Raw genomic sequence first — 12,936 nt, 5'->3', positions numbered from 1 at the left:
GCCCAGGCTGGGGGCATAGCGTCGGGAGGGTCGCCGGGCGAGGCCCGGCCAGGCCGGAGCGACCTGCGTTCCGGCCCGATCGATGAGGATCTGGGAGGCCCGGATTGCCAAAGGCATCAGACGTCGTGTTCGTGGACGGCGTTCGCACACCGTTCGGACGAGCCGGCGAGAAGGGGGTGTTCTGGAAGACCCGGTCCGACGACCTCGCGGTGCACGCGATGCGCGGCCTGCTCGACCGGAACACCTTCGACACAGCAGCGGTGGACGACGTCGCCGTCGCGGCGACCACGCAGCAGGGTGACCAGGGGCTGACGCTCGGGCGCACGGTCGGCATGCTCGCGGGTCTGCCGAAGTCGGTGCCCGGCTACGCGATCGACCGGATGTGTGCCGGTGCCATGACGAGCGTCACGACGCTCGCCGGCGCCATCGCCTTCGGCGCCGCGGACATCGCGATCGCCGGTGGTGTCGAGCACATGGGTCGGCACCCGATGGGCTTCAACGCCGACCCGAACCCGCGTTTCGTCGCGGAGCGCATGGTCTCGAGCGACGCCCTCGTCATGGGCGCCACCGCCGAACGCCTGCACGACCGCTTCCCCGCGATCACGAAGGACCGCACGGACGCCTACGCCGTCCAGTCCCAGCAGCGCTACGCCGCCGCTTGGGCGAACGGCAAGCTGCAGCCGGACGTCATCCCGGTCGAGGTCAACAAGGGCGACGGCTGGGACATCGTTTCGGCGGACGAGCCGCCGCGTCCGGGCACCACACTGGAGGCCCTGGCCGCGTTGAAGACGCCCTTCCGGCCCCACGGACGGGTCACCGCCGGCAACGCCGCGGGCCTGAACGACGGCGCCACCATGAGTCTGCTCGCGTCCGAGGACGGTGCGAAGCAGCACGGACTGTCGACGAAGATGCGCATGGTCTCGTTCGCCTTCGCCGGCGTCGAGCCCGAGGTCATGGGCGTCGGGCCGGTCCCCGCGACCGACAAGGCCCTGGCGAAGGCCGGCCTGTCGATCGACGACATCGGCCTGTTCGAGATCAACGAGGCGTTCGCCGTCCAGGTGCTCGCGTTCCTCGACAACTACGGCATCGCCCAGGACTCCCCGGACGTGAACGCGTGGGGCGGCGCGATCGCCGTCGGCCACCCGCTCGCGTCGAGTGGTGTCCGGCTGATGAACCAGCTCGCCGCACAGTTCGCCGAGCGACCGGACGTCAAGTACGGCATCACCACGATGTGCATCGGGCTCGGCCAGGGCGGCACCGTCATCTGGGAGAACCCGAACCACAGCAAGTCGGCCGAGCGTTCGGCTCGGAAGGGGGCGTGACCATGACCATCGTCGACAACGACCGACTGGCCGAACTCAGCGAGGACGAGGTCGTCACGCACTCGTTCGTCAAGCACGTCACGATGCCCTCGGGCGGCACGCTGGCGCTCATCACGCTCGACAACGGCAAGGACTACAAGCGGCCGAACACCCTCGGGCCGCGCACGCTCCGTGAGCTGTCCGGCGTGCTCGACACCCTGAAGACCGAGGCCGCCGCCGGCACGATCCAGGGCGTCGCGATCACCGGCAAGGAGTACTGCTTCGCCGCGGGGGCCGACCTGTCCCAGGCAGCGGCGGTCCCGTCGCGCGAGGCCGCGCACGATCTGGCCGCCCTCGGGCACGCCACGCTCCGCAAGTTCTCGGACCTGGGAGTGCCCTCGTTCGCGTTCGTGAACACCCTGGCGCTCGGCGGTGGGCTCGAGATCGCGCTGCACTGCACGTACCGGGCGTTCTCGTCCGCGGCGCAGGGCATCGGTCTGCCCGAGGTGTTCCTCGGCATCATCCCCGGCTGGGGCGGCGCGACGCTGCTCCCCCGCCTGATCGGCCCGGAGCGCGCGCTCCGCGTCATCGTCGAGAACCCGCTCAAGAACAACCGCCTGATGGACGGTCCGGCCGCGGTCGAGATCGGCATCGGTGACGTGCTCGTCCCGTCCGTCACGTTCCTGCCCTCGGCAGTGGCATGGGCGGATCGCGTGATCAGCGGAACGACCAAGGTGGTGCGCAAGAACGAACCGGGCATGCTCGAGAAGGCCGCCTGGGGCACCGTCGTCAAGGTCGCCCGCGGGCAGGTCGCCTCGAAGATCGGCACCGTGCCGAAGTCGCCGTTCCGGGCGCTCGACCTCGTCGCCGCCGCCAAGTCGGGTTCGCTCGACGAGCGCTTCGCCGACGAGGACGAGGCCCTCGCCGCCCTCATCTCGGGCGACCAGTTCGCGGCCTCGATGTACGCCTTCGACCTCGTGCAGAAGCGTGCGAAGAAGCCCGTCGGCGCTCCCGAGGGTGTCGAACCGAAGAAGATCACGAAGGTCGGCGTCCTCGGTGCCGGGCTGATGGCGTCGCAGTTCGCGCTGCTGTTCGCCCGTCGCCTCGGTGTCCCCGTCGTCATCACCGACGTCGACCAGTCCCGAGTCGACGCCGGCGTCGAGCGGATCCGCGGCGAGGTCGCGAAGCTGCTCGACAAGGGCCGGGTCTCCCCCGACGACGCGAACCGCATCACCGCGCTCGTCAGCGGGTCGGTGTCCTACGACGCCTTCGCCGACGCCGACTGGGTCATCGAGGCCGTCTTCGAGGAGATGACCGTCAAGCAGGAGGTCCTCCGGAAGATCGAGCAGGTCATCGCACCGGACGCCATCCTCGCCACGAACACGTCGTCCCTCTCCGTCGACGAGATGGCGTCGGTCCTGACGAACCCGGAGCGGCTCGTCGGCTTCCACTTCTTCAACCCGGTCGCGGTCATGCCGCTGCTCGAGGTGGTGCGCGCGGCGAAGACCTCGGACGAGGCCCTCGTCACCGCCCTCGCCGTCGCGAAGACCCTCAAGAAGACCGCGATCATCACCGCAGACCAGCCGGGCTTCGTCGTCAACCGGGTGCTCGCCCGGGTGCTCGGCGAGGCGATGCGCGGCGTCGAAGAGGGCACCTCGTTCGACACCGTCGCCCAGGGTGCCGCGCCCCTCGGCCTGCCGATGTCGCCGTTCGAGCTGCTCGAACTCGTCGGCCTGCCCGTCGGCGCGCACGTGCTCGACTCGCACCACGCGGCCTGGCCCGAGCGCTTCTACCCGGGCGACGGCCTGAAGAAGATCGCCGAGCACGGGACCATCCTGACCCGCGACAAGAAGGGCAACGCGACCGGGTACGACCCCGCCGCCGTGAAGCTCGTCGCGCCGTCCAAGAAGGACGCGAAGCCGGTGGACGCCGCGGAGATGCAGCGCCGGTTCGAGGACGCCCTGGCCGACGAGCTGCACCGCATGCTCGAGGACCAGGTCGTCGAGCACGTCGAGGAGATCGACCTCGGGCTCATCCTCGGTGCCGGCTACCCGTTCCAGGCCGGTGGGATCAGCCCGTACCTCGACCGCTCCGGGGCCTCCGAGCGTGTCTTCGGCGGCACGTTCCACGACCCGCGGATCGTGGGCCCAGCCTCCCGCTAGAGCCCAGTACGCAAAACACCGGTGTTCGCGCACCGAACACCCGCAAACCGCGGTGTGGAGCGCGAACACCGGTGTTTTGCTGTCCGGGCCCGGGCCGGCTCGGGCCGAGCGGTCAGCGGTCGGACGCCGCGGACTCGCGGGACCGCGCGGGCTTCGCCTGCGGCAGCTTCGTCCCGACGACCTGGTCGATGACGTCGCGGGCGATGGCCTGCGCCGTCAGGCCCGCGTCGGCGAGGATCTGCGACCGGGTCGCGTGGTCGATGAACGCGTCGGGCAATCCGAGCTCGTTCACCCCCGTGTCGACCCCGGCGGCACGGAGGTCCTGCCGCAGGCGCGTTCCGACGCCGCCGACCCGCACGCCGTCCTCGATGGTGATCACCAGTCGGTGCGTCCGCGACAGCTCGATGAGCGACACCGGGATCGGCACCACCCAGCGCGGGTCCACGACGGTGACCCCGATGCCCTGCGCCTCGAGCAGCGCAGCGGCCTCGAGCGCGGTCGGCACCATCGACCCGACGGCCACCAGCAACACGTCCTCGACGGCGTCGGCGGCTTCGTGCAGGACGTCCACTCCGTCGGACAGCCGGCGCACCGCGGGGATGTCCGGCCCGACCTGGCCCTTCGACCACCGCAGCACGGTGGGGGCGTCGTCGACGGCGATCGCCTCGCGGAACTCCTCGCGCAGGGTCGCGGCATCACGAGGCGCCGCGATCTGGATCCCCGGCACCACCTGCAGCAGTGCGAGGTCCCACATGCCGTGGTGCGAGGGGCCGTCCGGACCGGTGATCCCGGCCCGGTCGAGCACGAACGTCACGCCGGCCCGGTGCAGGGCAACGTCCATCAGCACCTGGTCGAACGCACGGTTCAGGAACGTCGCGTAGAGCGCCACGACCGGATGCAGTCCCCCGTAGGCCAGGCCCGCGGCGGTCGTCACGGCGTGCTGCTCGGCGATCCCGACGTCGTAGACCCGGTCGGGGTGCTGCTCCTGGAACAGGTGCAGTCCCGTGGGCCGGAGCATCGCCGCCGTGATGGCGACGATCCGCGGGTCCGCATCACCGGCCTCGGCCAGGGACGATGCGAACACCGACGTCCACGACGGACCCGACGCCGCGTCGAGCGACTCCCCCGTCTCTGGGTCGATGTGCCCGACGGCGTGGAACTGGTCGGCCTGGTCGCGCAGGGCGGGCTCGAAGCCGTGGCCCTTCTCGGTGATCGCGTGCACGATCACGGGCGCGCCGTACTCCTTGGCCTGCCGGAGTGCTGCCTCCATCGCCTGCTGGTCGTGCCCGTTCACCGGGCCGATGTACTTGATGTCGAGGTTCGAGTACAGCGCCTCGTTGTTCGTCAGCCGTGACAGGAAGCCGTGCAGGCCGCCGCGCATGCCGCGGTACACCGCACGACCCGGAGCGCCGAACCGCGCCGCCACGGCCTGCGTGCCCTCGTACAGGGCCCGGTACTCGCGCCGGGTGCGCACGGAGCTCAGGAACCGTGCCATACCCCCGATCGTCGGGGCGTACGAGCGGCCGTTGTCGTTGACGACGATGACCAGGCGACGGTCGTTGTCGTCGGAGATGTTGTTGAGCGCCTCCCACGTCATGCCGCCGGTGAGGGCGCCGTCACCGACCACCGCGACGACCGTGCGGTCGGTCTGCCCGGTCTGCCCGAACGCGCGGGAGATGCCGTCGGCCCACGACAGGGACGACGACGCGTGCGATGACTCGACGATGTCGTGCTCGGACTCGCTCCGCTGCGGGTAGCCAGCGATGCCGCCGCGTTCGCGCAGCTTCGAGAAGTCCTGGCGCCCGGTGACGAGCTTGTGCACGTACGACTGGTGCCCGGTGTCGAAGACGAACGGGTCGTTCGGCGAGTCGAACACGCGGTGCATCGCGAGCGTCAGTTCCACGACGCCCAGGTTCGGCCCGAGGTGCCCACCGGTCTTCGCGACCTCGGCGACCAGGAACCGCCGGATCTCGGCGGCGAGGTCGGTCATCTGCGCGTCGGACAGACGCTTCAGGTCGCGCGGCGACGTGATGCTGCTGAGCAGGCTCACGAGCGCTCCTTTCGTGGGGCTGTCGGCCCACTCTATTCTCGGGGACCGACAACGGACGGGAGGCCCGTGGCGGTGTCGCCACGGGCCTCCCGTCCGGTGTGTGGTCGCGTCAGCGGCCCGTGCGCCCGTCGGTCAGACGAGCGAACGGAGCACGTACTGCAGGATGCCGCCGTTGCGGTAGTAGTCGGCCTCACCGGGGGTGTCGATGCGGACGACCGCGTCGAACTCGACCGGCTGCTTGCCGGCCGGCGAGTGCTCGCTCGGCGTCGCGGTGACGTGCACCGTCTTCGGGGTGCGGCCTTCGTTCAGCTCGGTCAGCCCGGAGATCGAGACGACCTCGGTGCCGTCGAGCCCGAGGGACTCGACCGTCTCCCCCGCCGGGAACTGCAGCGGGACGACGCCCATGCCGATGAGGTTCGAGCGGTGGATCCGCTCGAAGCTCTCGGTGATGACCGCACGGACACCGAGCAGGTTCGTGCCCTTGGCCGCCCAGTCGCGGGATGAGCCGGAGCCATACTCCTTGCCGCCGAAGATGACGAGCGGGATGCCCTGCTCCTGGTAGTGCTGCGAGGCGTCGTAGATGAACGACTGGGCACCGTCGGGCGTCGTGAAGTCGCGGGTGTAGCCGCCCTCCACGCCAGCGCCGTCGTTGGCGGACGCGAGCAGCTGGTTGCGCAGACGGATGTTCGCGAACGTGCCGCGGATCATGACCTCGTGGTTGCCGCGACGCGAGCCGTAGGAGTTGAAGTCCTTGCGGTCGACGCCGTGCTCGGCGAGGTACTGGCCGGCGGGGCTGTCGGCCTTGATCGAACCGGCCGGCGAGATGTGGTCGGTCGTGACCGAGTCGCCGAGCTTCGCGAGCACCCGGGCACCGGAGATGTCCGACACCGCGTCGGGCTGCATCGTCATGCCCTCGAAGTACGGGGGCTTCCGGACGTAGGTCGACTCCTGGTCCCACTCGAAGGTGTCACCCGTCGGGGTCGGCAGGTTCTTCCAGCGGTCGTCGCCCTCGAACACGGAGCCGTACTCGTGGGTGAACATCTCGGTGTCGATCGAGGTGTCGATGACCTGCTGCACCTCGGCCGCGTCGGGCCAGATGTCGGTCAGGTAGACGTCGTTGCCGTCCTGGTCCTGCCCGAGGGCGTCCTTGTCGAAGTCGAAGTGCATCGACCCGGCGAGGGCGTAGGCGATGACCAGCGGCGGGGACGCCAGGTAGTTCATCTTGACGTCGGGGTTGATCCGGCCCTCGAAGTTGCGGTTGCCCGAGAGCACCGCGGTGACGGCGAGGTCGTTGTCCTGCACGGCCTGCGAGATCTCCTCGGGCAGCGGGCCCGAGTTGCCGATGCAGGTGGTGCAGCCGTAGCCGACCGTGTAGAAGCCGAGCTGCTCGAGGTAGGTGGTGAGACCGGCCTTCTCGTAGTAGTCGGTGACGACCTTCGACCCGGGCGCGAGGGTGGTCTTCACCCAGGGCTTCGCGGTGAGGCCCTTCTTCGCGGCGTTCCGGGCGAGGATGCCGGCGGCCATCATGACCGACGGGTTCGACGTGTTCGTGCACGACGTGATGGCGGCGATCGCGACGGCACCGTGGTCGATCGTGAACGGGTCGGCCCCGTCCATCGCGACCTTCGTCGGCGCCGAGGCGGTCGACGGTGCGCTCGACACGTGCACGTGCTCGTGCAGCGCCGTGTCCTCGTTCGTCGAACCGGCGGCGATCGGGTCGGAGGCCGGGAACGTCTCCTCGACCGCGTCGTCGAGGTCGGTCTGCTCGGACGGCGTCGTGTAGTTGTTCAGGTCGAGCTCGAACTGGCTCTTCGCGTTCGTGAGCTCGATGCGGTCCTGCGGGCGCTTGGGGCCCGAGATGGAGGGCACGACCGTGGAGAGGTCGAGCTCCATGTACTCGGAGTAGTTCGGCTCGACCGTGGCGTCGTGCCACAGCCCCTGGGCCTTGGAGTACGCCTCCACCAGGGCGATCTGTGCCTCGTCGCGACCGGTCAGTCGCAGGTAGTCCAGCGTGACGTCGTCGACCGGGAAGATCGCCGCCGTCGAACCGAACTCGGGCGACATGTTGCCGATGGTGGCGCGGTTGGCGAGCGGGACGGCGCCGACGCCCTCGCCGTAGAACTCGACGAACTTGCCGACGACGCCGTGCTTGCGGAGCTCCTGCGTGATGGTGAGCACCACGTCGGTCGCGGTCACGCCGGCCGGGATCGCACCGGAGAGCTTGAAGCCGACGACCTTCGGGATGAGCATCGACACGGGCTGGCCGAGCATCGCGGCCTCGGCCTCGATGCCGCCGACGCCCCAGCCGAGCACGCCGAGGCCGTTCACCATCGTGGTGTGCGAGTCGGTGCCGACCAGGGTGTCCGGGTACGCGTAGGTCTCGCCGTCGAAGTCGCGCGTGTAGGTGACCTTCGCCAGGTACTCGATGTTCACCTGGTGGACGATGCCGGTGCCCGGCGGGACGACCTTGAAGTCCTCGAACGCGGTCTGGCCCCAGCGGAGGAACTGGTAGCGCTCACCGTTCCGCTCGTACTCCAGGTCGGTGTTGCGCTGCAGGGCGTCCGTGCTGCCGAACAGGTCGGCGATGACGGAGTGGTCGATGACCATCTCGGCCGGGGACAGCGGGTTGATCTTGTTCGGGTCGCCACCGATGTCCGCCATGGCCTCGCGCATGGTGGCGAGGTCGACGATGCACGGCACACCCGTGAAGTCCTGCATGACGACGCGTGCCGGGGAGAACTGGATCTCGGTGTCGGGCTCCGCGTCGGGCCGCCAGGAGCCGAGCGCCCGGATCTGTCCCTCGGTGACGTTCTTGCCGTCCTCGGTGCGGAGGAGGTTCTCGAGCAGCACCTTCAGGCTGTAGGGCAACTTCTCGTGCCCGGGAACCGAGTCGATCCGGTGGATCGCGTAGTCGACACCCCCAACCGACAGTGTGTCCTTCGAGCCGAAGCTATTGACTGCAGCCACCGTGCCGCCTCCCTACTGATCGGTTTGCCCTCATCCTCGCGGGCCGTGGACCGTCCCACCAGCAAGGCAAACCTAATCCCGAGGACGCGTGCGCGCCCTGCGAGAACTATCTTGATGTCGAGAGAACTCTACACCGGGGCGACGTCGTCGCGTCGGACGAACACGGTGCGGACCAGCAGCCACGTCACCCAGAGCACCGCCGCGTACAGCGGTACGCCGAGGATGAGCTTCAGCCCGGCGAGCAGTTCGACCTGCGCCGTCAGGTACAGCGGGACCTCCACCGCGAGCCGGACCGCGAACAGCCCGACCCAGATCCAGGTGGCGACCGTCAGCACGCGACGCTTGACGGGATCCGCGCGCCAGTCGACGTGCGATCCGTCCTCGTTCGCCGGCAGCAGGAACCCGACGACGAGCCCGATGAGCGGCCAGCGGATCGCCAGCGTGATCAGCAGCCCGACGAGCCAGACCGCGTTGATGACGATCCCGGGGATGAAGTTGCTCTCCGCTCGGCCGGTGATCAGTGCGAGACCGGCCGACACCGCGACGCCGAGGATGCCCGCGAACGACATCGTCACCGACTGCCGCTGCAGCAGCCGCAGCACCACGAACACCAGGCCGACGGCCACCGGGATCACGACGCTCGGCACGAGCTCCTTCGTGATCGCGTAGACGACCAGGAACGCGAACCCGGGCAGCACCGACTCGCAGAGCCCGCGCACCCCGCCGACCGCGCCGAGCAGCGCGCGGCCGGACGGTGCCTCACCGGGCGCGACGCGGGCGATGCCCGCGTTCTGCACGGCGTCGCGGAACTGCGCGGAGAAGGACGGCGCGGCCGACGGCGTCGCCGATGACGCAGCTGCCGGTGCAGCGGGGTCGGAGCCAGCCGTCTCGGGTCGTGGGGTGTCGTCGTGGTCCGGCACCGTGCCTCCAGGCGGGGTTGGTCGTCAGTGCGTCAGATCGCGGTCTGCGTCGACTTGGGCATGTGCAGCGGGATGAGGTCGCGCGGCGGCATCGGCGTCGTGCCGCGCACGACGACGACGCTGCGGAACAGCTCCTCGATCTCGCTCGCGTCGTCGGGCTGCTCGGCGGCCTTGCCGGCGATCACGCCGCGGAGGAACCAGCGCGGGCCGTCGACGCCGACGAAGCGGGCCGGACGGGAGCCGGCCGTGCCGCCGTCGCCGTCCACCGCGACCGGGACGGACGCGCGGAGCTCGGGGCCGAACGGCCCGTCGACCTCGGTCACGACACCGCCCTGGCGCTCGATCTGCTCGGCGATCTGCGCGCGGATCTCGTGCCACAGGCCGGTGGACCGGGGCGCCGCGAACGGCTGGACCTGCAGCGTGGACTCGTCGTAGTCGAGCCCGACCGCGACGACGCGCTGCGAGCCCTCCTCGACCTCGAGGCGCAGGTGCAGGCCCTCGCGCGGGAGCACCTTCACTCCGCCCAGGTCGACGTAGGGGCGGACCAGGTTCGCCTCGGTCTCGTCGTGGGGGCCGTTCTCGGCGCGGTCCTCCGGGGCGGACTTGTCCGTCGGGGCGACCGCGTCGACCTCGTCGAGGTCCGCGTCGGCATCCGTCGCGATGTCGACCTCGGGGGACGTGTCCGCGACCTCGATGTCGTCGGCGACGGCGTCCGCCACCTCGACCTCGTCCCGCTTGCGTCGGCCGAACTTCATGCGCGCGTTCCTTCCTGAGCGTCTGCGGCGGCACCGGTCACGGCGTCGCTCCGGTCACCGTAGCCCGACGAGCCGAACCCGCCCTGTCCGCGGACGCTGTCCGGCAGGTCGTCGACCCGGGTGTAGGTCACCTGCGGCACCGGCATCACGATCAACTGGGCGATGCGGTCGCCGACGTGCACCTCGTACGGTTCCGTCTGGTCGGTGTTGAGCAGGGCGACCTTGATCTCCCCGCGGTAGCCGGAGTCGACCGTGCCGGGGCTGTTCACGATCGTGATGCCGTGCTTCGCCGCCAGGCCGCTCCGCGGGACCACGAACGCGGCGTACCCCTCGGGCAGCGCGATGCGCAGCCCCGTGGCGGCCAGGTGTCGCTCGCCCGGCTGCAGCACGAAGGCCTCGGTGGAGACGAGATCGGCACCCGCGTCGCCGGGGTGGGCGTGGCCGGGAGCGTGCTCCCCGGTCCAGAGGACGTCGACTGGTTCGGTCACGTGACGAGGGTAGTGCAGCCGTGACCGTTCCGTGACCTCGCTCGCTCGTGATCGAATGGACCCGTGACCCTGTACCGCGAACGACTCTGGGCCCCGCCCGCCCTCTACCTGGCGACGGCGCTCGTCATCCCCGCCACCCTGCTCGTCTTCCTCCCCATCAGCGTCCTGGCCGGCGTCCTCGTGGCGATCGGGATGGAGCTCGGGGTCCTGGTCCTCCTGTGGGCACTCGCACCCACCATCGAGGTCACCGACACCGAGTTCAGGGCGGGCAGGGCACACCTCCCCCGCACGCTGGTCGGCACGACCGAGGCGTTCGAGGGTGCAGCGGCCACCGAGCAGCGCGGGCCGGCACTCGACGCCCGCGCCTGGACCCTCTTCCGCGGCTACGTGCGCGGGGTCGTCAAGGTCGAGGTGCGCGATGACGCGGACCCGACCCCCTACTGGTTGGTCAGCGTCCGACACCCGGGCAAGGTCGTCGAGGCGCTGCGGTCCTGACGGACCACGGCCCACGGCCTGGAGGCGCGGCTCGGCCCCGCCTCGCAGCACACGACGAAGGCCCCGCATCCCTGGAGGATGCGGGGCCTTCGCTGATCGTTGCGTCGAGAGCGACGCGGCTGCGCTCGATCGAAGCGGCTGTGCTCGCTAGAGCGAAGCGCACTCCGCGCAGACCGGTCCGAGCTTCGACTCGTGGTCGAGCTGGGAGCGGTGCTTCACGAGGAAGCACTCGACGCAGGTGAACTCATCGACCTGCGGGGGCAGCACCACGACGTCGAGGTCGACGTCGCTGAGGTCCTGTCCGGCGAGTTCGAAGCTGCCGGGGTTGTCGGAATCATCGTCGACGACCCCCGACATCTTGTCGGGAACGCGCTCCTTGAGGGCCTCGATCGACTCTGAGTCAGAGTTGTCGTCGGTCTTCCGGGGGGCGTCGTAATCGGTGGCCATGCCCATCCATTTCTCGTATCGAGAGGTCGTCGCCGGGTGATCGGCGGCGACAGTTTGCACCACGCCCCGCCAGAGCGCAAACCGAGTGCTGCGGCGGGTCGTGCTGGCTGTGCAACCCAGGGCCGGAACCGGACATTCCCGACACCCGTTGCCGGAGCGCCGTGTGCCCGGGATCAGCCGTGCGGATGTCCGCGGCACGCCCGTGCGCCTCCCCGGAAACCGCCCGTCGTCCCTGCATACTCACGGGGTACGACAGCAGGACCGTACGCGACGCTGGGAAGGCGGAACCATGCAAGACGTGAGAGTCATCGGAGTCGAGTCCGGCGCACTCCTCCTGGCGACCGACGGCGGCACCGAGTTCCGGTTGCCCGTCACGTCGTCGCTGGCAGGCCAGGTGCGCCAGGCGAACCCCGACGCCGGTCCGCAGAAGCGGGTCTCCCCCAAGGACGTCCAGGCGCGCATCCGTGGTGGCGCCGACGCCGCCGACGTGGCCGCCGCGCTCGACGTCGACGTCGAGTACGTCCGCCGCTTCGAGGGCCCGGTCCTCGCCGAGCGTGCCTTCATCCTCGACGCCTCGCACCGCGTGCCGGTCACCCCGGTCGACGACGAGGCCCCCGACACCTTCGGCCCCGCGATCACCGCGAAGCTCGAGGCCGGCGAGGCCACCGCGATCACCTGGGGTTCCTGGAAGCACCCGGAGAGCGGCTGGCAGGTCCGCGTCCGCTACACCGCTGGCGAGGTCGAGCACGACGCCCAGTGGCACTTCGACCCGAAGACCTCGACCCTGGCGCCGGACAACGGTGACGCACACCGGCTGTCGCACACCGACGACGAGGGCATCGCCCCGCGGCTGCGTGCGGTCGAGTTCGAGCAGCAGGACGACGACGGCACCCGGTTCGACTCCGGCGCCTTCCGCGTCGACGAGCCGGAGCAGCCGGCCGCCGAGCCCGAGCCGTCCCAGCACGCGCCGCTCCGTGCACCGCTGCCCCGCATCGGCCAGGCCGCTGTGGAAGAGCGCGCTCCCGGCAACGAGACCGCCGACCTGCTCGAGGCGCTCCGCCGTCGCCGGGGTGAGCGCGAAGCAGCGTCCTTCGGCGAACAGCGCGACGAGCCAGCCCGCGGCACCTCCATCAGCGTCGTCGACATCCCGCTGCAGGGCTTCGAGGACGGCGGCGCCCACGACACCGCACCGCAGTCGTCCGACGCCCGCCCGGCCTCGGCGCCGGAGCCCGAGAGCCGCGGCGAACGCAAGAAGCGCAACCGCCGCTCGATGCCGAGCTGGGACGAGATCGTCTTCGGCACCCGTCCGGACGACGACCCGGCCTGACCGGCACGCCCACCGACCGTCGGC

The 12,936-nt window shown here is 70.3% G+C and carries 10 protein-coding genes; 4 read left to right on the top strand and 6 right to left on the bottom strand.

The annotated features are described in order from the left end of the window. Window positions 1-104: 104 nt before the first annotated feature. Together H7A73_RS07530 and H7A73_RS07525 are read left to right on the top strand one after the other, a co-directional pair. Window positions 105-1,322: a thiolase family protein gene (locus H7A73_RS07530; protein WP_182065363.1), complete on the top strand. Its 1,218-nt coding sequence runs from the start codon at window positions 105-107 to the stop codon at window positions 1,320-1,322. Window positions 1,323-1,324: 2 nt separating this feature from the next. Continuing rightward, window positions 1,325-3,463, top strand: coding sequence for a 3-hydroxyacyl-CoA dehydrogenase NAD-binding domain-containing protein (locus tag H7A73_RS07525; RefSeq protein WP_182065362.1), 2,139 nt, complete (start codon window positions 1,325-1,327; stop codon window positions 3,461-3,463). Between the two features lie 112 nt (window positions 3,464-3,575). Here the strand turns inward: H7A73_RS07525 and dxs are convergent, their stop codons facing one another. From dxs to dut, 5 genes are all read right to left on the bottom strand, one after another. Beyond that, window positions 3,576-5,513 (bottom strand): 1-deoxy-D-xylulose-5-phosphate synthase, encoded by a 1,938-nt coding sequence (gene dxs, locus H7A73_RS07520; RefSeq protein ID WP_182065361.1) that lies wholly within the window; start codon window positions 5,511-5,513, stop codon window positions 3,576-3,578. A gap of 132 nt (window positions 5,514-5,645) precedes the next feature. Further along, the gene (gene acnA / locus H7A73_RS07515; protein ID WP_182065360.1) at window positions 5,646-8,480 is read right to left on the bottom strand and encodes an aconitate hydratase AcnA; all 2,835 of its coding nucleotides are present in this window, start codon (window positions 8,478-8,480) and stop codon (window positions 5,646-5,648) included. Between the two features lie 128 nt (window positions 8,481-8,608). Further along, window positions 8,609-9,400, bottom strand: a complete 792-nt coding sequence (locus tag H7A73_RS07510) for a DUF3159 domain-containing protein (RefSeq protein WP_182065359.1) — start codon at window positions 9,398-9,400, stop codon at window positions 8,609-8,611. A 32-nt stretch (window positions 9,401-9,432) separates the two neighbouring features. Then, complete coding sequence (locus H7A73_RS07505) at window positions 9,433-10,155, bottom strand: DUF3710 domain-containing protein (protein ID WP_027465470.1); 723 nt, start codon at window positions 10,153-10,155, stop codon at window positions 9,433-9,435. Next, window positions 10,152-10,643: a dUTP diphosphatase gene (gene dut / locus H7A73_RS07500; protein ID WP_071403948.1), complete on the bottom strand. Its 492-nt coding sequence runs from the start codon at window positions 10,641-10,643 to the stop codon at window positions 10,152-10,154. Before dut ends, H7A73_RS07505 begins: the two co-directional genes overlap by 4 nt. Before the next feature lie 63 nt (window positions 10,644-10,706). Here dut and H7A73_RS07495 point away from each other — a divergent pair, with 63 nt between their 5' ends. Continuing rightward, complete coding sequence (locus tag H7A73_RS07495) at window positions 10,707-11,138, top strand: DUF3093 domain-containing protein (RefSeq protein ID WP_182065358.1); 432 nt, start codon at window positions 10,707-10,709, stop codon at window positions 11,136-11,138. A gap of 147 nt (window positions 11,139-11,285) precedes the next feature. Here H7A73_RS07495 and H7A73_RS07490 read toward each other — a convergent pair whose 3' ends face one another. Continuing rightward, window positions 11,286-11,585, bottom strand: coding sequence for a DUF4193 domain-containing protein (locus H7A73_RS07490; RefSeq protein ID WP_017886098.1), 300 nt, complete (start codon window positions 11,583-11,585; stop codon window positions 11,286-11,288). Window positions 11,586-11,883: 298 nt separating this feature from the next. Between H7A73_RS07490 and sepH the strand changes: the two genes are divergently transcribed. Further along, window positions 11,884-12,912 carry a septation protein SepH gene (sepH, locus tag H7A73_RS07485; protein ID WP_182065357.1) on the top strand — a complete coding sequence of 343 codons (1,029 nt, stop codon included), beginning with the start codon at window positions 11,884-11,886 and terminating at the stop codon, window positions 12,910-12,912. The last annotated feature ends 24 nt before the right edge of the window (window positions 12,913-12,936 follow it).

Origin of the sequence: Curtobacterium sp. ME12 (assembly GCF_903970855.1) — a bacterium.
Classification (GTDB): Bacteria; Actinomycetota; Actinomycetes; order Actinomycetales; family Microbacteriaceae; genus Curtobacterium; species Curtobacterium poinsettiae_A.
Note: the sequence above shows the minus strand (reverse complement) of the source record. Positions and strands in the feature narration are given on the sequence as shown.